Source organism: Bacillus sp. 123MFChir2, assembly GCF_000383235.1.
GTDB lineage: Bacteria > Bacillota > Bacilli > Bacillales > Bacillaceae_G > Bacillus_A.
In genome coordinates, this window is sequence record NZ_KB910931.1 from 79,753 (window position 1) to 105,994 (window position 26,242).

Annotated in this window: 25 protein-coding genes and 1 pseudogene; 5 read left to right on the forward strand and 21 right to left on the reverse strand. The window is 34.8% G+C overall.

The window, feature by feature from the left end; genetic code table 11:
• Positions 1-60 precede the first annotated feature (60 nt).
• A complete protein-coding gene (locus tag H280_RS0106955) occupies positions 61-900 on the reverse strand; it encodes an alpha/beta fold hydrolase (RefSeq protein ID WP_020060397.1) in 840 nt (279 codons plus the stop codon).
• A gap of 285 nt (positions 901-1,185) precedes the next feature.
• Positions 1,186-2,010: a DUF2785 domain-containing protein gene (locus H280_RS0106960; RefSeq protein WP_020060398.1), complete on the reverse strand. Its 825-nt coding sequence runs from the start codon at positions 2,008-2,010 to the stop codon at positions 1,186-1,188.
• Positions 2,011-2,190: 180 nt separating this feature from the next.
• On the opposite strand from H280_RS0106960, the pseudogene H280_RS26960 reads away from it, so the two are divergent.
• Positions 2,191-2,316: pseudogene (locus H280_RS26960) on the forward strand (Tn3 family transposase); the annotation flags it as partial.
• A 66-nt stretch (positions 2,317-2,382) separates the two neighbouring features.
• On the opposite strand, the gene H280_RS0106965 reads toward H280_RS26960, so the two are convergent.
• The 3 genes from H280_RS0106965 to H280_RS26720 all read right to left on the reverse strand — a co-directional run bounded on the left by H280_RS0106965 (position 2,383) and on the right by H280_RS26720 (position 4,763).
• Entirely contained in the window at positions 2,383-3,387 is a 1,005-nt protein-coding gene (locus H280_RS0106965; RefSeq protein ID WP_020060399.1) for a serine hydrolase domain-containing protein, read from the reverse strand.
• Positions 3,388-3,559: 172 nt separating this feature from the next.
• Positions 3,560-4,396: an adenosylmethionine decarboxylase gene (gene speD, locus H280_RS0106970; RefSeq protein WP_020060400.1), complete on the reverse strand. Its 837-nt coding sequence runs from the start codon at positions 4,394-4,396 to the stop codon at positions 3,560-3,562.
• Between the two features lie 241 nt (positions 4,397-4,637).
• Positions 4,638-4,763, reverse strand: coding sequence for a hypothetical protein (locus H280_RS26720; RefSeq protein WP_020060401.1), 126 nt, complete (start codon positions 4,761-4,763; stop codon positions 4,638-4,640).
• A gap of 156 nt (positions 4,764-4,919) precedes the next feature.
• Between H280_RS26720 and H280_RS26045 the strand changes: the two genes are divergently transcribed.
• From H280_RS26045 to H280_RS0106990, 3 genes are all read left to right on the forward strand, one after another.
• On the forward strand, positions 4,920-5,072 hold the full coding sequence (locus tag H280_RS26045; protein ID WP_020060402.1) for a hypothetical protein: 153 nt from the start codon (positions 4,920-4,922) through the stop codon (positions 5,070-5,072).
• Positions 5,073-5,077: 5 nt separating this feature from the next.
• Positions 5,078-5,401 (forward strand): hypothetical protein, encoded by a 324-nt coding sequence (locus tag H280_RS0106985; RefSeq protein WP_028411136.1) that lies wholly within the window; start codon positions 5,078-5,080, stop codon positions 5,399-5,401.
• A 411-nt stretch (positions 5,402-5,812) separates the two neighbouring features.
• Positions 5,813-6,028 (forward strand): hypothetical protein, encoded by a 216-nt coding sequence (locus H280_RS0106990; RefSeq protein ID WP_155894975.1) that lies wholly within the window; start codon positions 5,813-5,815, stop codon positions 6,026-6,028.
• Positions 6,029-6,291: 263 nt separating this feature from the next.
• Here the strand turns inward: H280_RS0106990 and H280_RS26050 are convergent, their stop codons facing one another.
• The 7 genes from H280_RS26050 to H280_RS0107025 form a co-directional block, all read right to left on the reverse strand.
• Positions 6,292-6,435, reverse strand: coding sequence for a hypothetical protein (locus H280_RS26050; protein WP_020060405.1), 144 nt, complete (start codon positions 6,433-6,435; stop codon positions 6,292-6,294).
• A 394-nt stretch (positions 6,436-6,829) separates the two neighbouring features.
• On the reverse strand, positions 6,830-8,398 hold the full coding sequence (locus tag H280_RS0107000) for a SagB/ThcOx family dehydrogenase (protein WP_020060406.1): 1,569 nt from the start codon (positions 8,396-8,398) through the stop codon (positions 6,830-6,832).
• Between the two features lie 22 nt (positions 8,399-8,420).
• Positions 8,421-10,364 carry a TOMM precursor leader peptide-binding protein gene (locus H280_RS0107005; protein ID WP_020060407.1) on the reverse strand — a complete coding sequence of 648 codons (1,944 nt, stop codon included), beginning with the start codon at positions 10,362-10,364 and terminating at the stop codon, positions 8,421-8,423.
• Positions 10,361-12,286, reverse strand: a complete 1,926-nt coding sequence (locus H280_RS0107010; RefSeq protein ID WP_020060408.1) for a putative thiazole-containing bacteriocin maturation protein — start codon at positions 12,284-12,286, stop codon at positions 10,361-10,363. Before H280_RS0107010 ends, H280_RS0107005 begins: the two co-directional genes overlap by 4 nt.
• Before the next feature lie 184 nt (positions 12,287-12,470).
• Positions 12,471-12,764 (reverse strand): heterocycloanthracin/sonorensin family bacteriocin, encoded by a 294-nt coding sequence (locus H280_RS0107015; protein ID WP_020060409.1) that lies wholly within the window; start codon positions 12,762-12,764, stop codon positions 12,471-12,473.
• 217 nt (positions 12,765-12,981) lie between these two features.
• The gene (locus H280_RS0107020; RefSeq protein ID WP_020060410.1) at positions 12,982-13,413 is read right to left on the reverse strand and encodes a GNAT family N-acetyltransferase; all 432 of its coding nucleotides are present in this window, start codon (positions 13,411-13,413) and stop codon (positions 12,982-12,984) included.
• Between the two features lie 81 nt (positions 13,414-13,494).
• Positions 13,495-14,718 (reverse strand): MFS transporter, encoded by a 1,224-nt coding sequence (locus tag H280_RS0107025; RefSeq protein ID WP_020060411.1) that lies wholly within the window; start codon positions 14,716-14,718, stop codon positions 13,495-13,497.
• Positions 14,719-15,311: 593 nt separating this feature from the next.
• On the opposite strand from H280_RS0107025, the gene H280_RS0107035 reads away from it, so the two are divergent.
• Entirely contained in the window at positions 15,312-16,016 is a 705-nt protein-coding gene (locus H280_RS0107035; protein ID WP_020060413.1) for a hypothetical protein, read from the forward strand.
• Positions 16,017-16,061: 45 nt separating this feature from the next.
• Here the strand turns inward: H280_RS0107035 and H280_RS0107040 are convergent, their stop codons facing one another.
• The 9 genes from H280_RS0107040 to H280_RS0107085 form a co-directional block, all read right to left on the reverse strand.
• Positions 16,062-16,568: a DUF3189 family protein gene (locus tag H280_RS0107040; protein WP_020060414.1), complete on the reverse strand. Its 507-nt coding sequence runs from the start codon at positions 16,566-16,568 to the stop codon at positions 16,062-16,064.
• 221 nt (positions 16,569-16,789) lie between these two features.
• Entirely contained in the window at positions 16,790-18,508 is a 1,719-nt protein-coding gene (locus H280_RS0107045) for a PAS domain-containing sensor histidine kinase (protein ID WP_020060415.1), read from the reverse strand.
• A 393-nt stretch (positions 18,509-18,901) separates the two neighbouring features.
• The gene (locus H280_RS0107050) at positions 18,902-20,179 is read right to left on the reverse strand and encodes an ATP-grasp domain-containing protein (protein WP_020060416.1); all 1,278 of its coding nucleotides are present in this window, start codon (positions 20,177-20,179) and stop codon (positions 18,902-18,904) included.
• Positions 20,180-20,193: 14 nt separating this feature from the next.
• Positions 20,194-21,438, reverse strand: coding sequence for an MFS transporter (locus H280_RS0107055; protein ID WP_020060417.1), 1,245 nt, complete (start codon positions 21,436-21,438; stop codon positions 20,194-20,196).
• Positions 21,439-21,527: 89 nt separating this feature from the next.
• On the reverse strand, positions 21,528-22,076 hold the full coding sequence (locus tag H280_RS0107065; RefSeq protein ID WP_020060418.1) for a methylated-DNA--[protein]-cysteine S-methyltransferase: 549 nt from the start codon (positions 22,074-22,076) through the stop codon (positions 21,528-21,530).
• Entirely contained in the window at positions 22,066-22,716 is a 651-nt protein-coding gene (locus H280_RS0107070) for a bifunctional transcriptional activator/DNA repair enzyme AdaA (RefSeq protein WP_020060419.1), read from the reverse strand. Before H280_RS0107070 ends, H280_RS0107065 begins: the two co-directional genes overlap by 11 nt.
• 594 nt (positions 22,717-23,310) lie before the next feature.
• Positions 23,311-24,165: a Cof-type HAD-IIB family hydrolase gene (locus tag H280_RS0107075; RefSeq protein WP_020060420.1), complete on the reverse strand. Its 855-nt coding sequence runs from the start codon at positions 24,163-24,165 to the stop codon at positions 23,311-23,313.
• A gap of 218 nt (positions 24,166-24,383) precedes the next feature.
• The gene (locus tag H280_RS24835) at positions 24,384-24,539 is read right to left on the reverse strand and encodes a DUF1540 domain-containing protein (RefSeq protein WP_020060421.1); all 156 of its coding nucleotides are present in this window, start codon (positions 24,537-24,539) and stop codon (positions 24,384-24,386) included.
• A 71-nt stretch (positions 24,540-24,610) separates the two neighbouring features.
• Positions 24,611-25,834 carry a cytochrome P450 family protein gene (locus H280_RS0107085; protein ID WP_020060422.1) on the reverse strand — a complete coding sequence of 408 codons (1,224 nt, stop codon included), beginning with the start codon at positions 25,832-25,834 and terminating at the stop codon, positions 24,611-24,613.
• Between the last annotated feature and the right edge of the window lie 408 nt (positions 25,835-26,242).

The window sequence follows — 26,242 nt, forward strand, 5'->3', positions numbered from 1 at the left end:
ATCTATTGCTTAATGTTGTAAATCCGCATCTTTCTGACGTTCCCCAACTACTTCTTTTTATTAGGAACTAAGTTTTACAATTGACTCTATCATTTGTTCCCAGTCTTCACTATGAATCTCATGCCCTGATCCCTCAAGAGTCACTAATTCAGCATGAGGAATGGCTTTTGCAAGAGCAAGTCCATGCTCATATGACAAAGCGGGATCTTCTGTTCCATGAATAATGAGTACTGGTATGCTGATTTCTCCCATCCTATCGTAATACTCACCTCCACCTTGCAGCATAGCATGATTAAATCTGCTTGGAAGCTGTTTAGCGCGGATCACTTCCCTTTTCGCCAGTTTATATATTCTTTCCCTCTCATAAGGTTTGGAACCGACTAAAGTTTTCCATCCACCCGCAATATAGGAAACAGCTTTTTCTTGATTTGACCAAACTATGGACGTACTCTTTGCATAATGATTTAGGATATTCTCATCCATTGGAGGGAGTTTTTCCATCTCAGTCCCGAACACACTTGATGCAATTAAAGTAAGCGTGAATAAACGATTCGGATACCTAAGGGCAAGAATTTGACCAATCATACCACCTAAGGACATTCCAACGATATGAGCTCGCTTTATGGAATAAGCATCCAGGACTCCAACTGCATCGGTAGCCATGTCTAATATTGTGTAGTTGGAAGTGCCAGGTTCATAAGTAGTCGATCGTCCCAAATCACGATGATCGTATCGAATGACAAATCTTCCTTGATCAGCGAGACGGAGACAGAAGTCCTCATCCCACCAATCTAATGAAGACATAGCTCCCATAATTAAAAGTACAGCAGGGTCCTTAGGATTTCCAAAACTTTCTGCACAAATCTCCACTTTATTTATTTTCAGCATTTGCTCAACCATGTCCCCCTCCTTTAACATTAATTCCCTATTATTATAAGGTATTAAGACATATTAGGTCATGTATATTTCATAAGTAGAAGTTTTTTTGCTGTAGGTGAATGATAGTAGAATCCAATGATTGACCAAAAATTAATCGTACTTTTAAGATGTATTATTTTTGTTCTATCATCGCTTCCTTTGGCACACCAAAGAAATAGGTTACGATAAACCCACCGACGTATCCTGCAAATAATCCAATGACGTATTTCCACCATTCATAAAAAAAATTACATATTACAACCCAAATTAAAACCTATGCCATTTTTTCAAATTCTCTAGTACAGCAATCGTAAATATAGAGTTTTCCTCTTGTTTTAAAGCCCTGAAATACAAACTTCTTAAGAAGGTTCTAATGTTTTGTACTAAAATATCATTTTGAGAAGGTGAAGCGTCTTCAATGTTCGTAAAGCTGTGAAGCCAGTTATTCCATTCTTCTTGGGTTAAAAGATTTTGATTCTGTAAAGACATTACTACCGTTACTAATCGCTCATCCTCAAAGTTTATATATATGTAATCGTTCAGACAAACCTTATGGCGAATAACGGCAAGTATTGCATGCAAAAATTCGCGATTTCGTATTGTACGTGTTAAAGCGTCTAGCGCATCTGCGGCATGTGCAGTAGAATGAGCCCAGCCTTTTCCAGCTACATAGCCTCGTACATCCTGCTCAAGATGCACATATTCCAAAACTTGTTCTGCCACGCTGTAGAGCTGTTCTTCAGATAAGAACGGTTCTTTTTCATGAACGGATAAAATAAGCGGTGGGATTAAAATTGAGAAAGCACGCTTAAAAACAGAGTCTGTTCCTTTTTCACCAATTTTATAAAACAAATAATCAGGACTAAGCGCTTGTAACAATAGTCCGCGTAACTCTTTTTGTCTAAATACTTCTCCTGTAATCCATCGTTCGAGCGTACTGTAAATTAATTCATCCCGCAAATCTGCATCAGTTGAACCGATATAATCCATCATCCATTGTGCGTATGGATAGGCGTCCACATCTTCTGGTACGGCGTAATTGTTCTTTTGGATTTGTTGCAGTTCTTGTTTTAATTCTTGTTCATCCATCATAATACTTTCTAGCCCCTTTTATCATTTTTCTATTTTGCTTTTATACTAACTTATAACCATCCTCTTTATATAATTGCATCCAATTATATAAGAATTATATCAACTATTTGCATGTAACTGCACTACCAAAATAAAATTGGATCTATCTGTAACTTTCCTGAATACGGTAAAATACATATTAAAAAAGATAAGGGTGTCTTGCAGGAAGAACTTTTCCATCATATTTCACCACTTGGATGGGAACATATCAACTTCCTTGGTGAGTATAAGTTTAAATTTAAGCAGCCAACTACTTTAGAATCATTACATATATTCTATTTTTTTGTTAGGTATCTTCTACTGCTTATGTACAAGTCCTATCAACCAGTGTGGTTATTTAGCAAACGTATCAGCCACTAAATTGCTAAATTCTCTTAAGTATTGAAGGTAATTGTCACCTCCATAGTTATATCGTTTGTTATACATCTTTGCGACAACGACATTATATTCAGGAATCACTAAAATCGTTGGCCCTGTTACACCTAGTATTTGATAGGATCCTTTTGGGACTCTTTCACCTATTTCACTTTGCAATGCTGGTGTATTCTGAACAAACCAAAATAATCCGTTTTGTGGTAAATTTGTATTTTTAAAATGAGGAGAATGAACTTGTGTTGTAATTTCAATAACTTCTTTCGGGACGATTTGTTTCCCATTCATATATCCTTTATTTAGGTGAAGGTTTCCCCAATATGCAAACTCTCTAGCGGAGACAAAAAGATTCGATTCTGTCCCATCATCTGATGTACCTATCTTGTTTTCAGCTAGTTTACCTGGATCTATAACTACTTTTACTAAATTGTTATGATCTACTTTTTGCCAAGCTGTTTCTGTAAAACTCGCGGGTATAAAAACTCGTTCTCTCAGTAATTCTGGAAAACTTTTATTATATAGCTTATTAATTAGCTGTGTCATCATTTCGACATTAATACCTCTGTAAGCCCATTCTTCTCCAGGTTCAAATTCTCGGTACATGCTTCCGCTGTCACTCGCATTGAGACCATGTGAATGAGTCACTAAGTGCCTTAAGGTTGTATTACTAAGTAAAGTTTTGTCATACTCTTCAAAGTAATCTACAGCATAATCGTCTAGACTTTTAATTTTCCCTTCATAAAGCGCATAGGCAATCGCAAGTCCTAAGTAACTTTTTCTTGCAGAAGCAACGTTAAACTGTGAAGTTGCTGTAATAGGAGAACTATTTTTTGTATTAGAATGAGTTCCGCTATAATGCTCCAATACAACTTGATTATCTTTCATAATAAAGAGTGCTGCTGCGGAGCTATGGTTTCTTTCTTTTATATTCTCTACCCATGAAATTAAATGCTCGTATTTTTTCATTTTTTATTCCTTTCTTTATTGAATCTTTACCAAAATTCAAATTCGACAAAAAATGAAAAACACCTTTCTTCAGTATTGTGATTTCTAATCATAAAAACTGAATCATTTTCACATCGAAAAAGTAAAAAAGCAGGAGAAAGTCTTCCTGCTTTTTAGTGATACTTTGGATGTTTCATTCAGTTGAACCTTCTTCAATTGAGCCATGATTCATATTCTTTCCATAAAATATTTCATCCATTTCCAATTTTAATTTCTTTGTAATTTCTTGTTGTTCGTCTATAGATAATGTTTCTTGTGTATATCCAAACAAGTAGTTATTTAAGTCGAATTTTTTTAGTTTGCATTTTGTATGAAAAATATGTTCTTGATATACATTCACATCAATCATGTCATACGAATTTTTTATATTCTCTGGAATGTAATTTTGGATGGAACTTATTTCGTGATCAATAAATAATTTATTCCCCGTTATATCTCTTGTAAATCCTCGAACTCGGTAATCGATGGTCATAATATCCGTATCAAATGAGTGAATTAAATAATTTAGCGCCTTAAGAGGTGAGATTTCCCCGCAAGTCGACACATCAATATCGGCTCTAAAAGTGCTGATTCCTTCATCTGGATGATATTCAGGATATGTATGAACTGTTATATGACTTTTATCTAACTGTATAACGACTGATCCTGGAAGAGGGCCGGGTGATTCGCTAAATGATTCAGTTGGTACTTCTACAATTGGACCTTCTGAAACTAAGATTGTTACGCTCGCTCCTTGTGGAACGTAGTCTTGTTTAGCGACATTTAATACGTGTGCACCTATAATGTCAGATACATTTTTTAAAATCTTTGTTAATCTGTCTGCATTATATTGTTCATCTATGTATTCAATATATGCTTCCCGTTCTTCTCTTGTTTTTGTATAGCAGATATCATACATATTAAAACTTAATGATTTTGTAAGGTTATTAAATCCATGTAATTGAATTCGTTGCTCTGGTGTTAACTTCATGATGAATTCCCCCTGTTTTTTTATATTCAATAATGATTAATACCCTTTTATGAAATATAATTCCATCCTATAATTTTTTCATGCATATGTAGGTTAATTATGGTTGTTTTAATTTTAATTCCCAAAATACGGTAAATGAAATTCGTTATTTTTTATGAGCCGTATAATTGGATTTTTATCATTTGAAAAAGCTTGGATTTAATCAAATCCAAGCTTTTTCAATAAATAATGGTTTCAACCGTTATTTATTGAAATCCTTTTTCGTTACTTCACTTCTAATATTTACATCTTTAGAGAATTCAGTATCTTTCTTTAAATTGTTCGGATATTTGTTTTTTCGTTCTCGATTATCATTTCTGTTCGTCATAAATAATCCTCCTTTTGTTAAGGGTTGTACTTATTTTTTTATGAAAGAAACCATTTCATACAGGGTAAATTGTTATCCTTATTCCACTTTTTGCAAAATCTCTTTTGGACAAATTACTTTCTGATTAGCACATACTATTCATTGGAGGTGACAAGTATGGGAAACAATCAAAACCCGTTCACAACAAAAAAGCGTAGTGCCAACGGACAATATGATAAAGAAGCTCATAGCATCGATAGTCATGGGAATTATGTACCTAATACACCAACGAATGATGCAGTTCTTCGTGCTGAAAGAGAAAAAAAATGACTGTTTTGAAGAATAAAATCTTAGAATTAGTACCGGAATCTGTAAAAAAGTTGCTTCAAAAAGAAATGGAAGATGAAAATCGACATCTAATTGATTTCGTTGTAGATGATGTAATTGGTTATGGATTTGAACCAGAACAAGTGGCTCCCTGTATAATGGCAGCTTATTATGTTCACGAATCAACGGCCTATCCAAATGAAATGGAAGAAGAATGGAAGTTGAGATTGGTGTTTCACGCTTCTATTCGTACGGCGATGAAACTTTTGTCTTACGGTAAATACAAAGCAGAGCGATCCGAAAGTGGCTGGATGAGGTATGAAAATGTTTAAGTAACGTTTGCTAAGATCCATTACATTAAGATAATTTCGGCCTAAAAAGTCCGATTGTAACTTCATTAAAGTTATATCGGGCCTTTTAGGCTGCATTAACGGGCAGTAAGACTCCCACCTCGAATGAAAAAACCCACTTATTAAAGTTTCACTTTTGTTATTGTAATCGTCCACAATTGCTGCTACAAGGTACTTTTTTATATGATTCTCCAAATCTACCCTTTGTTGCATACATATATTTTTTATAAATAGATAACCTGTCCAATCAAGAAGCTCTTCATTTAAATAGTATAGTATGTGAGCTACTTTCAGAGATCCAGTTCAAGCATCCATCTACATAGGAATTATGGATTAGTTAGAGAGGAGAGGTCTACAATCGCTTACGTATTCGAACAATGCATGAATATATGTTTGGAAATTTTAATTGCGCCAGATACAGATATAGAACTATCTATAAGTGACTACGACACATGTTCATCAGGAGTTGTAATTGATGGTGATGTAATTATCATTACGTTACCGTTAGTGGCTTGTGTTGTAATTACGCTTCATGATGATTTTAGCATTTCAGTTGAGCTTGTTGATTCGTTAGTTTTTCTTTCTATTCCACCTTCTAATGAGAAATAAACAAAAGTTCGTTAGCTAAAACAGGAACAGAAACGATATTGTTTCTGTTCCTGTTTGCTACTATATAAATTCATTTTAATTTTTCGACATATAAGTCGCGGTTATGCAGAATGAAATAAGACCGCTACTTGCCTGTTCCTTTTGTTTTTAACCTCGCATGTGGCAGGAAAAGGATTTGACCGCTTCTATGCACGGCCAGACACTCTCGTCCTCCCAAAAAAAGAAAGGGGTTTTTATGTCGGCTTTTCAATTGTATTTATATATTAATATTCAATTTCATCATAATCTTTTGGCTGTGGTATTGGTTGCATATTACTCGCATCTTTCGGATCACTATAAATAGCGTTTTCTTCTGTGTTTAATTTTTTGATGTTTAGTTTTTTATTATTATTTAGTTCTTTTTCCATCAGAATCAGCTCCTAAACGTCTTTTCAAATGTAATTATGTCCTATACTACTCTTTTCTACTCTGTAAGAATAATTAAGGGTTGATTGACATATTTACTAATATTTTTATTGACTGTAAAAATACGATAAATGAAATTTGGTGTTGATTTTTTATTGTCCAATTGTTTTATCCCGTACTAACAAACTAGTACATCTAGATTGCGAAAAGCAAAGAAGATTTTGAATAAATCTTTAATTTTCTTCTTTTTAGAAGAAATCAACTAATAACTTAGGAGCGTCATCTTTAAGTCTATAACCTTCACCGATTTGCGTTTTGTTAAGAGTGTTTACTACATGAAAAAGCTTGCATTCATTCGAATCCAAGCTTTTTAATATTCTATATAAGTAATGTTTTTTAACTATGCAAACTTCCTTTCAACCAAGGACGTTGCCGATAAAAGCCAATTGGAATTTGGATAAGACTCGTTTTTTCTTCTGAACCTAGTTTGTAAATTTCATCGCACAAATTGACATCGAATCCAAGAAGCGGGTGCCCTCCGAGTCCTATAGCGGAAGCCGCTAACAATAATTTTTGTACAAGGATGCCCGCTTCCATCTGTTGAATGCGGTATCCTCTATATCCAAGTTCTGTTTTAAGATGTTTTTTATCTCCTACTACATGTAGACAAAGTGGCACTTGGAATATATTTACATTATGGAATGTCATCCCGCTTTGCAGAAAGAAACGATGATCTCCAAGATGTACTTGTCGTAATGCATGAGCATCACTGTCATAATGATAAGCGCCGTTTGGGATCCCTTCAACACCAAATAAACATACGTATAAGGAAACACGGGATGCGAATTCTTCATGCTTTGTATCTAAATCGTTTTGATAGGCAAAAGAAGCAGTTGCTTCATGCAGTAACGTAGTCAATTGATCTTGACTCATTTTCCGAAATGTAAAATCCATTTCCGGTGAAAATCGATTTTGGCAAGCAGCTGTTAAGTCGTATGACATTCGCTTTATACATGGAAGAACTAACGCTTGACCATCACGCATTCTATTTGTTTCACTCTTGATTTTTTGAAACGATCGTGTTGATTCAAGCATAGATGCTTCATTCATTTGAATTAGCATTGGATACTGTGCAATCTTTCGAGATTTAACATAGTGATTATGGTGGATAATTGGTAGTTCCTCACATAATTGAGTAGCAGACACTTCTTTATTCGTAGCATCATTTTCATGATTGAACTGTGGTGCTACAGAATTGACCGATAGAGGGATAACTGCATATACACTCTCCTCTTGTTCCGATAATCCGAGTAAATGATTGATGGCCCGGTCTAGAAATTGAAAATGCACGCTTGGTGTGAACTGAAATCGTTTTGCTACTTCTAGCAATTGTCCGATTAACACACCTGCATCTAATCCTTGCAGACGATAAGAAAAGTTATGATATTTAAAGAAATTTTTCCAAAACATTGTCGATACAAAAATAACACCGAAACAAGCGGATGTGTCACAGCTATTCCCAAGAGTTCGGGTTACATATGAATCAAAATTCCCTTCTCTTAATAATACTAAGCGGTGATGTGCTACATCGTAGTGGTAAATCCCAACAGGTACATTTTCCATCTTTAAATATATATACAATTCATTTGGATATAAGCCTCCGCCCGAGGGAACAAACCTCCGATACGACTGCATAACATTTAATTCTGGTGATGGTGAGGTCGACTGACTGAATTGAGTAAGCCCAAATACGTACCAAAGAAAATGACCGATTTCGCGAAGATTCGGTTCTGTTGATACTTCGAAATTTTCAAGTGTTAATGTAACTTCAGAAGATAACGGAATTCCCGGTAAGTCCCGATAAAGCTTATAAGAAAGTGGTCCGTCTTCCCAGTCCACCTCCCAAGTCGAGGTGGTTGCTTCGTCATTAACATGTAAATTGTTCAAAAATGTCTCTAAACTCACCCTTCTCCCTCCTAATCATTACTTACGCAAACGGATGCGGATGTGGATTGAGTTGTTCAAACGTTAGCGATTGCTTCGTATACCCAAGTTTCATTGGCACGTGTAACACTCTCTCTAAACCTGTTAAGCGCGTAAGATGATGCCCAAATGTCATTGGCAACATTCCTGGAATGAGTACTTTCACACAATGTAATCCATTTCGCATTATTTCTGGTGTCGTCTGATCTACCACAATCACATCGAGGTTTAACTGGTGCAACATATGAAGCATTTCTCTTAAATCATCTGTCAAATCCTCATGTCTCGTTTTCTGCTTGAATGCTTCGGTAAATGTTTGTAACGGTCGATTATTATCTAGCAAAAACCGAAACCGTTCTTCCGCTTCTGGCAAAGCACATACCATAGGATGGTCATGCATTTGCTTCACGAGAGAAGGATTGAGGAACATTTGTACATATTTCTTGTGATTCGCCTCAAGTTTCTTATCAAGTGTTAACATCATACCAGCTAATTCAAATATTGCACTTTTCACCCCTCGTACCGGATCTAAATGCGCCCCAGCTGCACAGAGAATATTCATCCCCTTCTCTTTCCTGTTTTTTGCCAATGCCCAAATGCTTGGAATTCCGTGTTCCATTGTCGAGTTAAATACATGTATATCATATCCCCCTACTGCACGTACACGTTCTATCATCAACTGCAACTCTTGATCAGCGGCAGAAGAAAGATCAAGACGCGGGAGGGAAAGCTTTGCATACCAAGTTAACAGAAATGAATCGCGCTCAATGACTTCTAAAATGCCATAAAAAATCGCTTCCTCTAAACTGCCGCCCAATGCGCAACCATTGGAAGTCTCATAAACAAAGCCATCTTTACTACCTAAACTATAATAAGCAAGTAGTTCTGGAACTAAAATTGGACGTTCTTGTAAAAATGAATAACCCCATACCCAATTCATTGGACGATCTGGATGAAACGGTTTAAACGGAAAGTTAGGTTTCATATATTGTTCCTGCGCGTGTACCCCTACTTCAAGAGGATTTAAAGCTTGATGAGTTAGATTGCGGAACGTATCGTGAATAACTGTACGTTTTCCACGAGGCTCTAGACCGCAATATCGTTCTAATCCTTCTAAAATAGCAGTTAATTCACTCGTTGCATATGAATGAGTCCGGCCAGCCGTTGGTTCGTTTCCGAAGAGAAGCGGAAGATTCACACTTACATCAGCAAATGGAGGCGTAAGATCATACATTTTATCATTTAAAAACCCAGTCTCATGATCTAGATAATCTTTAACTAGTACTTTACTTAGTTCAGATATTGAACGACAACGATAATTATCTAAGTTAACCTTTGGGCTTGATTGTAATGAAATTTCAGCTGAATGTGATAAATCATTAGGCATTTGGCTACAATTTGAGCATAAAGGATGAGGTAGAAAAAAATGATAGGAGCTTTTCAAAGTTTGTAAATTTACGAAAAACATGTGTCCTTCTGATCGTACATAATCATCTTCTAGAATGCACTGCACTTCTCTTAACAGAATATGTGTCATTTGTATTAATCCATTATTTGATGTCCATATGTCCCTGGGGATTTCCTCTTTCGATGATAGGATTTGCATTATTTCCCACATCTCTTTCGAATCACTTCCTGCAAAAGTACGACGTATATCTGCACATTGGGAACATCCTTGTGTACCAGGACGAACGATCGGACCGATTATTCCTTTTCCAAATGAAACGAAAGCTCGCAGCCAAGGGATATCCGTCGATTGAAATACACTTTCTGCCTGTTTATGAAATAAGGGATTCCAAGTATCATGTAAAACGAGAACTAAATCGGTTGTTGCTGGTATATTTAGATCAAAATTGGTGTGCCTTATGATTTCATATTGCACAGCTAATTCTTCATATACACGATTTGCTAATAGTCCCTCTCCAATAATTAAAATGGAAGTACTCACTGGGATTCCTCCTCTCCCAGTAATACTCCAAATAGTCCCGCCAGTTCCTCCTTCCAAACTTCTTCTAGGGATATTTCAAATACGTAGGGCCGCATTCCATTTTGTTTTAATGTCTGTTCAGCAGATTGTAATATTTCTTCTTGTGTTATGTTTTCACAAGAAGAAATAGAAAAATGTAATGGCAGTTTATCTTGTAATAAAACTGATGAAGTCTCTAGTACTTGTGATGCGTGGCAATCATCACAATTTTGCGCTTCTGTAAGTGCCTGTTGTAATGCTTTGCGTAACGCTATTGTTTTATTTAACCCTACACTTCCATACCAGCGATTATTCGTATGAATCCAAATCACAGGGAAGTTAAAAATATCCTCTCCTAAAGCGATTGTAGGTGTTCCTTGCAATGTAGTAAGTGCTTGCAAATAAAAGCTGCAGCGTTCATCCTCTACTACATCTAATTTTAGCGTGAAAACAGAAATTTTTTGTTTTATTTGTCTCTTACGAAATTCTTCATCCAAACATTTTTGTAATCCCCTAGACACACATTCTGCGATCGTATCCCCAGCTCCAAATCCTATAAATTGCTCATGTTCAGAAAGCATTGCACTCGCAATTCGCGATATATAGGCCTCAACTCCGGTTAATCCAGCTTCATACCTTGCTTCCATATGGGTCAAACCTGTACAAATCATATCTGGCAATAATTCAGCAGGGCCTTCTGACAGCGGATCAACTGTTTGAATGCGACATTGAGCCAATGGCAGTTGTTTTAAGTCATCTGCTTCCCAAATATGAAAAATCCCTGCTTCTTTTGATACAAGGGAATTCAAATTCAGAGTAGCTTCATTCCTTTCATTTTCACTTGATCTCTGTTTGTCTCTCGTATTGAAATCTTGAATCCATCTGATTTCCATCTTCTCAGTTACTAAAGGATGAGGTAAAAAGGAATGCCAGTTTCCTTCTAACGTTTCGGAATCCAACAGAAAAAATTGATTTGTTTGCGTATGTTTCGTTATATCTGTAACCTTTTTGAACAGTTCAAATACAATTACATTTGCTAACATTGCTTCCGTTGTAGAAGAAAAAGTGTGTTCCCCTGAAGTTTTAGAAAATACAGACTTGTGTAAACGTCGCCAAGCTGATTCCCAGCAAGCATCATTTTCTGGGTGTACGAGTGGCCCAGCTAATCCGACCCCTTGCTTAGATATAGCAGGGATGAAAATCTTTTTTTCTTCTTTACAAATAGCATGAAGAGTTTTTAATTCCTCTATGTCTTCTCCTTGTGATATATACAAAATCGCCTGAAATGGCTGCACCGCATCTTTCAAACCATGTCTTTTTTCTTTTTGCAAAAAAATTTCTTCAATCGCCACTTCAGGATCTGTTTTTTGTGCATGTGCTATTAATTCTTTTAATCTTCTTTTATTCGTTCGAACGGAATCAGTAATTAGCATCTGAAATTGTGGTAATCCCGATTCAAGTAACGCAGAAACTAGGGAAACAAAAAAAGAACCAGAACCAACAACTAATACTTTCGTTTGGCGATAAGATTGAAAACGATATGCACCTGAAACGCCGAGGTTATCTAAAAATTCAATTTGAGATGCGTATTTTTTTAGAATATGTTCTGATAATTGGTGTGGATGATCTTGACTTATGTCTGTTGCAAATTCATTTTGGTACAGTATTTCTGCTATTTCAAATACTCGCTTTCGATATAACTCAGGTAAGCCATCTGTCAAATTCTCTAATGTATTTTCCCCATTAAACATCGGCACCAGTTTTTCAATCCATTGATTGATTGATTTTCCTTCCATACGGAATGAACTGGCATTATTTCTAAAATACACTTCTCCTTTTGGATTAGAAAGAAAAAAAGTATCTCGTTTCATTTTCAAACGCGTAGAAGAGTTTAATTTTGTCATTGTACTCCTCCTTCACTGTTCATTGCATTAAACTGTCATCATAACAATTTTATGTATCCTATTTTTTCTTATGTCAAACGGAAAAAAGAAGAGTGGTTAATCATACTTAAAGAAAAGTGTCTCTACAATAAAAATCATGTAGAAACACTTTTCTTTAAGTAAAGGTTCAATTAAAAAATTGGGATTAAATAATCCATATTCCGTCCCACCAAAATCCAGCACCACCACAGCCTCCGCAACCACCACAACCGCCACAGCCAAGGCATCCAAAGCATCCAAAGCAACGGAATCCGCCGCAACGTCCGAACCCTCCACAACGACCACCACAACCACCACAGCGGCCACAACCGCCGCAACGACGAGTATAGTCTTCTTCAATATAGTATGGAGAAGGAGTTTGACTATCCCAGTACACAACATTTCCAGTCTGATAATCATTTAAATTTAACGTTTGAAGTTCTTGTTGAAAATTATTCATTTCATAACCTCCATGTATATACTTTGCAAGTCGTAACAAAAAACGACTTGTAACAAAAGAGACGATAGACCAGTTTGAATTGCACTCCCCAACAAAGTATGACCTAGAATTAAGTATTGTGACTTGTTCAAATGCCTAATTTAGAATTATGTAATTTCACGTATGCTCTTCTAGCTTTTATACAAAGAAAAAACACACCCTATGTGTGTTTTCAAATTTATAATTTCATTAACAATGTTTTTATATCATATTGCCCTAAGCACCAATTATATTTATCTTTAACCTGTTTAGGAACCGCAGTTAAATCTACTACTTCTTGAAATCCATGTTTACTATAAAAAGGTTTTAAATGTTCAAATGGAATGCAATATACATTTTGAATTTGAAGTTTCCGAGCTTCTTTAATTAGAAATGCAACGATGCTATTAGCGATTTTCTTTCCTCTATAGTCTTCTAACGTATATATTCCGCCCATTTCAAAGCTATATTCATTGATTTTTACTAATCTTCCTAAGCCAGCCTTTTGGCTATTAAAATATGCAATTGCAATCTCTTCATTTTCTAAATGTGATGGTACAAAATCAACCCTTTCGTATTGAAAATTAACCCATTGTAAATCATCAAGTTTTGCCTTTTCTATATGTAACATTAAATTGGCCTCCATTTGATAATTTTTTATGATTTAAACATAAATTCCCCCAAAGTTTATAGAACACTTTGGGGGAGTATTTTATTCTATATTTCGATTTATTTTATGGTGCGCAGTAACACCCACCTCAACTTTTTTTATTGGCAGAAACGTTCCAATACATGCAATACATGCACAAACTGCAAATACAAATGGTAATGACTTAACGGCTACGAATGATAGTGTTCCGAAAATAATAAGGTCTAATATCGAATCTAAAACAGACAATAACGAAATCGTTGTTGCACGCACATGAGACGGAATTATGTCATTACTAAGCTGCGAGTATATCGGATAACGAATTGCACGTACGAAGCGTAAAATAAAGAACGCTCCTAATACAACCCACAATGTATCTCCAAAAAATGTTGATAATAGTAAACCACTAACAGCTAACCCTCCTGTTACATTCATTAACATTGTACGTGAGAATCTACTAGTAAGCCATCCAATTGATATCGAAGAAAAGTATCCAAGGATAGCAGCTAAAGCATACATAATGCCAATCGCAAATACAGGAAGGCCTGCGTTCGTAAACAATGGTTGGTTAAAAGCGTCATATACTGCACTTGCTGGAATAAAAACAAGCGAGACGTTTAGAAACATAATAAGTAATTGTGGTGCTTTACGAATAACCCGTATTCCTTCAATTATTTGTGAAAAAGATTCTTCTCGGTAAGATGGTCGATTCTTTGGACTTTTGATGAAAAATAGCAAAACAAGTTCTACCAAATGAAATACAATTCCAAGAACAATTAAAAGTGTAAACTGTTCTTCTCGTAAATCTTTTGCAAAATACGAACCGAAAATGACAGCGATTAACATGGAAATAAAGCCTGCTGATTGGATTTTCCCCATTGCTTGATCCATTAAATGTTGCTCATTGTTTTCTTTTAATGATTCATAAATTAGCGCTTCATCTGCACCGGAGAAAAATGTAACTGACAAACCGTTCAATAAACTATAGACACAAAATAACCATAGATTATCTGCAAATAATAAGATAGAAATACTGACAGTTTTTATGATCGATCCTGTCAAAAATGATAACTTTGCACCGAATCGATCCGCATAAACACCTGCTGGGATTTCCCCAATAAGTACTGCCACACTCCAACACATCATAACAATAAAGATATTTGCTGCCGTTAAGCCTTTTTCCATATAAAAAAGAGTCATTACGGGCTGTAAAAAACTAATCGTCCCAAAAAATTGTACCCAAAATAAAATTGAAATATTATGCGTTGCGATTGTTTGTTTCTTCAATTGTTCTCCTACTTTCCGTTATTCATTTTTCATAATGGATTTAGGAAGCAGGAGTGTTATATTACGTTAGTTGATATTCACTCCTCTTCCTACGCTTGAAAATGTTTGTAGTGTTTTTTGCATGTTATTTCCTCCTTCAATGTAGATAGATTTATTATAACAATTTTCTTAATATTAAAGAAACGTTTTTTAAAAAAATGATAAGATTGTAGGAACGTGTAAAGTAGTATATAATAAAATACAATAAATGATTATTTTAGGTATTCCTAAAATAAAGGAGCGATACATATGAACATTACTATTTATTTTGGAAGCCATGAAGATCAAGAAGTACGTACAATGGATTGCCATTTAGATGTCGAAGATGCTGAAGAAATTGCATCTATTTCTTAATATAAATATACATAATATTATGGGGAAGTTCTCTTCCCTATTCTTTATTAAGATGCCTTTTTAAGGCATCTTTTTTGTTTATTTTTGAGGAGAAAACATTTACTTTTTAACGAATAAATAGTACAATATAAATATAAGAACAAATGTTCGTTTTGTATCTCATTCTCCTTTGGGATAGATACTAGGAAGGATGGATTTCATTGGCTCTAAATAAACGCAGAGGAAGAAAAAAGCATACTCCGACTATATCAAATACAGGCTTTATTGGCTCTGTGTTTATCGATACATTAGAACTACAAAAAAAATCGTATTACTTTTCTCGCAAACGACTGCACATTGCGCATCATGTATTAGATGGTCTTGCACAAGCAACAAGTTCTCTTTTCGCTGAACATCATGTTTCTGCTTACTTATCGTGTGTGTATCTACATAAACAAAAGAAAATTGGATTTGTTCTTTCGACGAAACCTTTTAAAGAAGCTGAAGGTGTTGCATATTTTAAAAATTATTTAATTGAAAAGAACTTTTATAACGGAAAGATTGAAGAAGAAAATTATCAAGAAATTTTTAACACTGGTTTTATTGGTGTTGTTTTTGCAGATTTATCAAGCATTGATCGTTTTAATTTTGATTTTGAAATGACTCTTTTATCGAAGTTAATGAAAGACATGATTATTCCAGTTAAAGAGTTATTTTTACGTAATAAAATTCCAGCATACATTTCTACTGTCAATTTGGAAGATCAACAAAAATTAGGATTTGTTTTATCTGTAAAGCCATACGATGAACGTGCTGAAGCTAATTTGTATTTTGAAATGTATTTGAGAGAACGTGGTTTATATATTGGTGATGAAGAAGATGATATTGATAAGATTGTCATTCGAAAAAAAGTTGAGATATTATAGCAAAAAGGATGGTTAATATATAATTAGCCATCCTTTTTGCTTAAACTATTTAAAGTTTTCATTTTCTAATACTACAACATCTTCATTTGTTAATCTTCCAGCTTGTTTTGTATATTCTACAAGCCGGATAATATTATCACAGGCTTGCTTTGCACCGAAAACTAATAATGGCACACCAATAAAATCAATTTTTAATCTTCTCGAAAATAAACCACCGATCGTCATCGCAAATGGTACAGTTGGTGATGTATTAGAAAACACAATTTTTTCGTGGTTTTGATACTTATCTTGTAATAATATACTCAAATTTTTTAAAGCTGGAACCACAACTTTAGATGCACCATGACCGACTGTATAAACAGGATCTCCGTTTTCATCTCGTCCGTGAAAAATAATTTTCCCCATATCGGAAGTTTTTAGTTTATTAAAATAATCAACGTTTAATATTTCGTCTTTTGTAAGTTTCCGATCCGTTGGTAGTTTTTTTAAATGATATGCTGCCGCTAATGAAGTTGTATGTGTCCCGCCATAATCAGTATAAATATAAATCATCATATCATCCTTTAAATTAAAGTACATGATTACTAGTATGACCATTTATTCACGTTCTAATCTAAAAGGAAGGTATATCGGATTTATAAGCGGTGAACAATTTAAGCTGTGTGAGTTTCAACTATGTAAAAGTAACCGGCACTCATTTTTTTCTCTATTTTTTACCGTTACATGAAGTAGGGATATGCTCTGTATGCCTCTAATACATGTCTGTTTTTCCATTAAGAAGTTTGAGTAATTGGTATGTAGATTTTCACTGAAGTTCCTACTCCAACCTTACTCTTTATATGGATTTTTCCTTGATGACGTTCAATAATTTTATAGCTAATCATTAAACCAATACCTGTTCCTTTTTCTTTCGTGCTATAAAAAGGTTCTCCAAGTTTTATAATTCTTTCTTCTGGAATACCAATTCCCTCATCTGAAACACAAATCATGACCTCATTGTCGCTTGTTTTCTTAGCAGTAATTATGATGTCTCCTCCATTTGGCATTGCTTCAATTGAATTTTGTAAAACGTTTATAAATACTTGCTTTAACTGTTTTTCGCAACAATCAATATATAAACAGTTAGGGTCTGATTGGAATGTGATATGAATATTTGTCATAATTGCTTTTGTGTTAATTAACGACACAACATTTTCTAATATAAAAGAAAGATTTTTGTTTTCAAAAGAGGGAATTTCAGGTTTTGCAATTGATAAAAACTCATGAATAATAGATTCAATTCGCTCAATTTCAGAAAGCATCAGTGGGAAGTATTCTGTATCACTTTTCATTTGTAATAATTGTATAAATCCTTTAATAACAGTTAAAGGATTGCGTACTTCATGTGCAACGCCGGCAGCAAGTTGACTGACTGCAGCTAATGTGTCTGATTTATTTAATAGTTCGGCTGTCTTCTTTTGTTCTGTAATATCACGAACAATAACCATAATTTTATCTGTTAAAAGCGGTAAACATCGAGCTTCAAAATAATATTTACTATCGTGCATTGCTAAGGAGTAGTCTACAATTTCTATGGAACTATTTTGTTGTACTTTAACAATTGCGTTGTGTAACTGATCGGCAACATCTGAAGGTAAAACATCTTGAAACTTTTTGCCCATAAATTCTTCAATTGGGACATAAAACTTTGAGGAAGAACCAGCTTTATAATCAACAATTGTTCCATCAAAATTAGTTAAAAAACATAAATCTGGTAGCGCTTTAAAAATCAATTCTAATTCTGACGATTTTTGTGTGAGTTCTTCTTCAATCTTCTTTCGATGCGTAATGTCGATACCAATTGCCCAGTGGCTATATCCAGGGATGGGGAATTCATCTGATAAGTTTGACCATATTATTGTTTTTTGATCCCCGTTTTTACAAGTAAGTGTCATTTCCCAGTCTCGAAAGTTTTTACCACGTGCCGAGAACTCATTTAGCAGTTGAATACGATATTTATCATCAGGATAAAGGTGTTCTAATGCGCGAGGATTGTTTACAATTTCAGCTGTGCTGTAACCTGTTACTAGTTCGCACTCCCGGTTCCATATAACAATATTTCCTTCTTCATCACATGCATCAACCATGGCAGGCATGTTTTGTAAAATGGTATATAATTTTTTAGCAGGTATCGATTGAATCTCCTGAATTTGTTGCAATTTATTCGTTCCGATATTGATCATAAGTGTTGCAAGAGATTGAAAATATATTCTGCAGGAATCAATACGGTTTTGAGGAGAACAAATGATGAAATTTCCAATCGTATGTTCATTAATGATAATTGGAACACGGATTTTTGTATGTAAATGTATATCATTGGATTCTGTGCCGTAATGGAATAATATCTCTTGATTGGAATCAAGAAGCTGATGTGAAATATTTGTTAAAGAATAAAATTGTTCTGCTATTTTTTTTATTTCTTCAATATCAATAAGTTCTGTAAGCCGATACATATCCGCCAACTCCTATATTAATAATTCAAATGTATATATTGTTTTTTAAATTGTGTGTAATTTTTAAATTTACCCAACTTTTCTATTATACGAATTAAAATTATTAAGGTACATAGAAAAATAGAGTTATTCATGAATTTTTTTATTTTTCAACACGGAATCTAGAAAAAAAGGATAAAAACACGCGAAAAAGAACAAATTTTGTCGAAATTCGTTCTTTTTCGCGTGTTTAATCAGTAATAAATTTAAGAGATTGAAGTTGCAAGTACAATTTGGGGTATCGCCATCATTTCAGAAAAACCTAACACTAAGCAAATTGGAATAAGAAAAGAGCCGATTTTGGGTTAATAGACACACGTGATTTAAATTGTCCTTTTTCTTGACATAGACCAGTCACGTGCCACATTCCTTTTTAAATATTTTTTTAAAAGAAGGTTTCCATTCTGACAAATCCTGATAAACAAACGTTATATTGTCACATATTTTATCTGCAACTTCATACATATGTTCTATATCATTAGCCGTAAATAATATATTTCCTTTGCGCCCAGTACTGTCTACAATAGTTGGTATGGTGTCGCCCTCTTTTACTAATAGATCAATTAATACGACCTCGGATATGTTAGCTAATCCTTTATACTTGATTTCTTTTAAGTAACCTGGTTTTGGAATCAAGCTTAAAGACATAGCTTGACATTTGGAAGGTACACATCTAAATTCATCTATAGTCTCAGTAGCTAACGCATCATAATAGTATCCAAATTGAGATATGCCGGTCGTTAGTTCCACCATTTTCCATACGTTACCACCACCTATTCTAACTTGAGACTCTATGATTATTGGCTTATTTTGTTTGTCTATCTTTATTTCTGTATGAGTAATGCCGTTTTCCATTTGTATGTCGTCCAAAAATAGCATGACTTTCTCAATAATTAATTTTTTTTGAGATTCATCTATAGGTGCCGGCATAATAGTATAGTTTATTATAAACGTATCTTCTTTACATATTTCAGCTGATATAGCTAGTATAGAATGTTTTTTGTTATAAGAAATGGTTTCGACTGTATAAACTACGTCACCTTCAATGTACTCTTCCACCAAAACAGGTAGTTGAATCCCACTATCTTTAATAAATACCTCTACGTCATCTCCCGTGTCTAGCTTAGATACTCCTTTACCACCTGCGCCAATCGGGGGCTTTATTATTATACTATCTTTTTTGTTTAAAAATTCATCAATGTCTTTTATGTTATTGCAAACTGTCGAATCTATCGAAAAGTCTTTGCCTGCTAGAATTTCGCGCATCATATCTTTATTGCGGGTTATCATATTAGCATTGTAAGAAGGTCCTTTAACATTAAAAATCTTTGCAATTATGCAAGCCGTATCTAAGGCTATTTCGTTGAAAGATACAACCACATCAAATGGTTTCTCTTTGTATAATTCTTCAGCATAGTATACAGACAAGGGTATGTTTGTTGTGTCTATTTCCTTTTTGTAGTAACACTTTTCTAAGATAGTTCCATCAAAATATATGTGTTTAGCGTAAGACCCTATATATGAGACAGTATACCCACTGTCTAAAGCATCTTGTATAGGCTTTGTCCATCCCCCTATAAATAAAATGTGCGGTGCATATTCATTGTCAGTTTCTTTTGATACCTTATACATCATAATCATCTCCTCTAAAATGAACTCGTATATTCAATGTCGGTCCCTTTTGATACGCCTCGCCTTAACAACGCTATTAAACATAATGTTGTTCCGAAGCCCCCTATAAATAACGTAGTTTGAAGCCCAAATATAGAAACTAAAAATGCACTAGCAAAACTTCCCAATGCCCAGGCTCCCCAATTAAGCGTACGCTGCATGGCATTTACTCTGCCTAGCATGTGATTTGGTGAGACAAGTTGTCGTATCGTTGCAGCGTAAGGGCCAAATACACCTTCTCCCATACCATGTATGATACTTGCAACTACTATACCGTAAACGGTTCCCATATATCCCATTATCGGTATAAAAGCCAGACCGGTAACTGATACAGTAGCGCTATAAATAAGCATTTTTGTATTATTAATTTGGTGACTTTTTTTCATGAGTATCGTATTGCCTATTAAAAATCCCACCGCTGCTGAACCTACAACAAAACCAATTTCAAGTTCAGATAGACCCATTACCTTATAAAGGAATATTACTAAAATGCTATTTAGTATGTATTTAAAAAAACCGTAAACAGCACCGCAAGTTACAATTGGTTCTAATACTGGGTGTTTTTTAAAATATATCAAGCCCTCATATATGTTTTGGTATATGGATTTTATATTTACGTCTTTTAAGGAGCCCGCTGTATGCGGTTTAAACTTTGAAATAAATAATACAAACACAAAACAAACAAAATATGTTACTGCGTCAACGGTGAAAGAGCCTGTTAATCCAACTAGAGTAATAACGATTCCTGCTAGCATAGGACCAATTACTATAGAAAGAGACTCCGAAAGTGCCAGCCCCGCATTTCCTTTTTTAAAGTTGTCTCTATCTGTTAATATTTCCGGTAAGAAAGAAGGAATTGCAATGTTGTAAAACGTGGTAAATATTCCATTTAAAAACATAAGAAACACCAATAAAGGGAACGTTATTATATTTGTTACAGTCAGTATGAATACTGATAAAAATAAAACACCTTGACATATACTACAAATTAACAAAACATTTTTTCTATGAAGGATATCTATTAAAGCACCGGCTACTAATCCGAAAATTAGGTAGGGTATAAATATAATCCCACGAAGCATGGCAGCATTTGCCTCACTTGTTTGTAGCACCTCTAATGCAAAAAGAGGCAAAGCTACTATTGTAAACTGAGTACCTAACAAACTTATAGACTGTCCTAACCAAAGCTTGTGAAAATTAAAATGTTTGCTATTTTTCATAATACCCCCCCACTGATTAAAGTTTCACTTTATCAAGAATTTGATGTAGCTCGGCGCAGTTGAGTTCGGCTAAAGATGCTATATGCTGATCAGACATGTTGTAACTCCTTCCCATTGTTTGTAAAGCCACGTTCAAGTTCCAGCAGTTGCGTTTTCATTTCCATTCCGCCGCGATAGCCCGTCAGCGATCCATTTTTGCCGATAACACGATGGCATGGAACAGTAATGAGGATCGGATTCGTTCCAATGGCCCTCCCAATTGCCCGAACCGCAGTCGGTTTTTGAATTTGTTGGGCAATATCTGAGTAGGATCGAGTTTGACCGTACGGAATATCACATAGTGCCTTCCATACGGATTCCTGAAAAGGTGTGCCGTGATAAAAGATTGGAATGGTGAACCGATTGAGCTTGCCTTGAAAATAACGAACAAGTTCATCTGCAAAAGGTTGCAATTTTTCGTCATCTCGAATCATGTCGTTTCCAGGCAAGTAATGATTTGCCCATTTCACCAATTCTTCGAATGGTTGATTTTGCGATCCGACAAAACATAAGCCCTTTTTTGTTGCGGCAATGTACATCTTCCAATTTTCATAAGACAACAAGGACCAATAAAGAGAACTGCTCTTTTTAGGTGTCATTTGAAAACGCCTCCTTCAAGTGTTGTTTTTGCTGTCTACGGTAAGCTTCCGGTGTTTGTCCGGTTTTCCTCTTAAACAGCGTGATAAAATATGGCGTATTGGAAAGTCCGACAGACTCACCAACTTCAGAAACTGTGTCATCAAAAGTAGTCAATAATTTTTTCGCCTTTTCTATTCGAACATGCTGGATGTAGTCCACCGGGGTTATGCCTTTGATTTTTTTAAAGGTTCTATGCAAGTGATAAGGGGTTCCGTGACTTAGAAGCGCAAGGACTTTAAGCGTCAACTTTTCATCGCAGTGGCTATCCACATATTCAGTTATAAAAGCAATCCACTCCTCATCGGGAAGTCTTTGCCTGGTTGGCTTACACCGTTTGCAGGGACGAAAGTGTGCAGCTAGCGCTTGATCAGCATTTTCAAAAAAGCCAATGTTTTCTCTTTTGGGTACTCTTGATTTGCAAGAAGGGCGACAAAAAATTCCTGTTGTTTTCACTGCATAAAAAAATTGTCCGTCATAAGAAGCATTATTATTGACAACAGCCTGCCATTGTTCATCAGAAACAGGGACGGATAGAATTGGCTTGCCAGAGTCTGGTTGTGGATTAGTTCGGTTCGAATTCGTTTTCCAATCGTATGTCATTTTGAATCACCTCTAGCTTCAGTATAAACCTGGAAACCCTGAAAACAAGTTATTGTAAGCATTTTGAAATGTAACAGCAAGATAACGAAATTACAATGACGAGTTGTTATGTAATCATACGTAGTCTGATTCATATGATTGGAGAAAATGAAAAGTTGGCTTATTTTGTTTTCTCATGTAATCACCTCCACAGAAAACTAGTATAAACCCAAAATTCATCATTTGTACGGATTTGGGAATATAAGAGCAAGATTACAAAATCAAATAAAAGAAATTATTTGGAATCCTATGCAACGTTTTATTTATGGAGAACCCTATATTGATGTATCGTTTTCTACCATAGTTAAATACCAGGAGGATACGGATGAAAAATACAATTAGGACATAAATGTTTGAAGGATTGCATTCAACAAGTTTACATTCCTTACGCCTTTTAAATAATAAAGAGCCAAATTACTCTTAACAGAGAAAAAATTTGGCTCTTTATTATTCCAATTTGCTTAGCGTGAGGTTTTTCCGAAATACTGGCGGTGTCCCAATTTTTGTTCATGCCTTCTTTACCTTTTTATTTGTAGTCTAAATAGTAAAATTAGTTCATCCAATAACATAGCGGCGAAGAGCATGAGCCACACCATGATCATCATTTGACAGTGTTTTGTAGCGACAAATTGTTTGAATCTCTTCCACAGCATTTCCCATTGCAATTGATATATTTGCCTTTTCCATCATAGACATATCATTTAAACCATCACCAATTGCGACGGTATGTTCTTTTAATATCCCTAACTGATTTGCTAGTGTATATAACCCATTCCCTTTTTGAGCATGAATATGATTTATTTCAAGATTGTGCCAGTAAGATGCTGTGATCGATAGCTCTTCGTTATTTATAAATTGCGTTTTTAATAACTTTAATTTTTCCTTTTGATACGAGAATGGGAGAATTTTATGAATGTGAATTGGTGCTGAAAATAGCGATTTACAGCTTTCAATTGGTTTCGTTTCAGTATGCTGTAAATATAATGCTGCTATTTGTTTCAGTTCTTCTTCATCAGCGTGTAGATCCGAGTTTATAATAAAATTCATCTCAAGTTCAATTGTTTTTTCTCCGTATTCTGGGATATATACCCCTTGATCTGTATACAATTGATAAAATATATTTTTTTCCTCTAAATAATTAACAATCTCTTCTGCATGTTTATTTGCAATTGGATATCGCTGTAACATTACATCATCTAAATACAAAATTGCACCGTTTTCTGCAATGATTGGACATTTTAAATTTGTTTCATGAAGAAGTTTTTTAACATCTGTCATAGAGCGTCCAGTACAAATCGCAACGACATGTCCTTTTTCCTGACACTCCTTAATAGCTGCCGCATTTTCCTCACTAATTACCTTCTTTGATGTAAGAAGAGTGCCGTCTAAATCAATTGCAATAAGTTTCATTACTATTCCCTACTTTCGTTTCTATATATGTGATAAATGATATCGTTCTCGTACGCAACACCATAGTTATAATGTATGAAACGCATTTCAGGTCAAGAGAAAACATTTAGTATGCAAAATTTTTATATTCTTTACATATAAAAGGTATGAAAATGATTGTTATTATCAATAATATACATAAGAAAAGGGTAACCTAGATTGCGGTTACCCTTTGAGACTTAAACTTCTGGTATAAATGTTTTGCAATCTGTTTCTTTACTGTCATTTGCTTGTTTCCCTGTATGACTAACTACATAAATAGATTCAGCATTGCACTTATTTCCATTTCTCCAATATTGGCAATTATTCACTTCACAAAGAACATCTTGAGCCATAGTATGACACCTCCTTTTTTGTTTAGTATGAACAGTATTGAGAGGTGTCATACTATTTCGGATCCATTCGCCTAGAAAGATAATGGTAATTCTTCTAATGATCTCGTCAAATAATTACCACTCCATTTTATGTCTTCTCTTCTTCCGTTTATTTTAAGATTAGGCATACGATGTAATAAAGTAGGAATTGCAATTTTTGCTTCTAAACGAGCAAGAGATGCACCAAGGCAGAAATGAATGCCATGACCAAAGGCGATATGACAGTTATTTTTTCTTGTAATATCAAAAGTATGAGCGTTTGGAAATATTTTTTCATCGCGGTTAGCAGAGGCTAAGGAAATAATCACCTCATTTTTCGGCTCTATCTTTTGACCATGCAATGTAAATGATTCCGATGCCCAGCGCATAGTCGTTATTTCAACTGGACTGTAAAATCGTAATGACTCCTCAATTGCCGAGTCAATCAAATCTGGATTTTGATGTAGAAGTAGCAATTGATCAGGATGTTCAAGCAATGCTAGAGTCATATTGGTGATTAAATTGACAGTTGTTTCGTGTCCAGCGACGATAAGCAGCATAATCATTGAATTTAATTCCTGAACACTTAATTTTGTTCCTTCACTTTCTGCTTGTATTAATGCACTGACTAAATCGTCTGAAGGATTTTCTCGTTTTTTATCTACTAAATCTCGTAAATAATCAATGAATTCACCTAACTTTTTATCAGTTTCTCGAATAGCTTCTAGTGTATCTGGAGAATCAATAACCGTATGTGACCAAACTCTAAATTTATCTCGATCTTCTTGAGGGATACCAAGCATCTCGCTAATCACAATAATTGGAAGTGGAAAAGCATAATCATTTACGAGGTTTATAGTGTGCTGATGTTCTATTTTGTCTAATAAAGTATCAGCAATGGATTGAATGTTATCTTTCAGCTGTAAAATCATCTGCGGGGTAAACGCTTTTTGAACAAGGGATCGTAGGCGACTATGGTCAGGTGGATCAGATCTCAACATATGTTTTCTCAAATACTCTCCATTTTCTAGTGTAAAATAGGCCTCAAATTCTTCTTTACTAAATACATTTTTAGCATCCTTCAGTAAACGTGTATCTTTTAATAAACTTACTGCATCTTCATATCTTGTAATAAGCCAGGCGTTAGGATATACCTGATAAACAGGATGAGATGCACGTAACTCTTTGTAAATGTCATATGCTTCATGTTTAAACGCAGCCGAAGTTAATTGGATCTCAGGTAATGTGTTACGATTCATTTCATTATTAGAAGACATACCGCTAACCTCCGTCTTTAGAAATATTTGGTGACCACAAGCACCTAATGACCATTATAACGCGTTTAAATTTTAAGAAAGTTGAGAAAATTACAACTAAACAACTTATTGTTATACCTTCAATCTAAAAAAGCCCGTTATACATGAGGCCACTGAAAAACTCACGTTTTTTCAGCTCAAAAACCGGATGTGAAATTAGAAAGGCGACTTTTCGTTCAAAATGGAACGAAAAGTCGCCTTTCTTTCTATTCTTTTTTTACTTTTCTTCCTTTTTTTCCTTCATTAAGGTCATAATTCGTTTTAAATTGACGGCAAATATAGCCATCGCACCTTGCATTCGCATACCAATGAGACCCGAGGAAGATGCTACATCATACCCGTGTCTGTGCTTCAGTTCACTATTTTTCG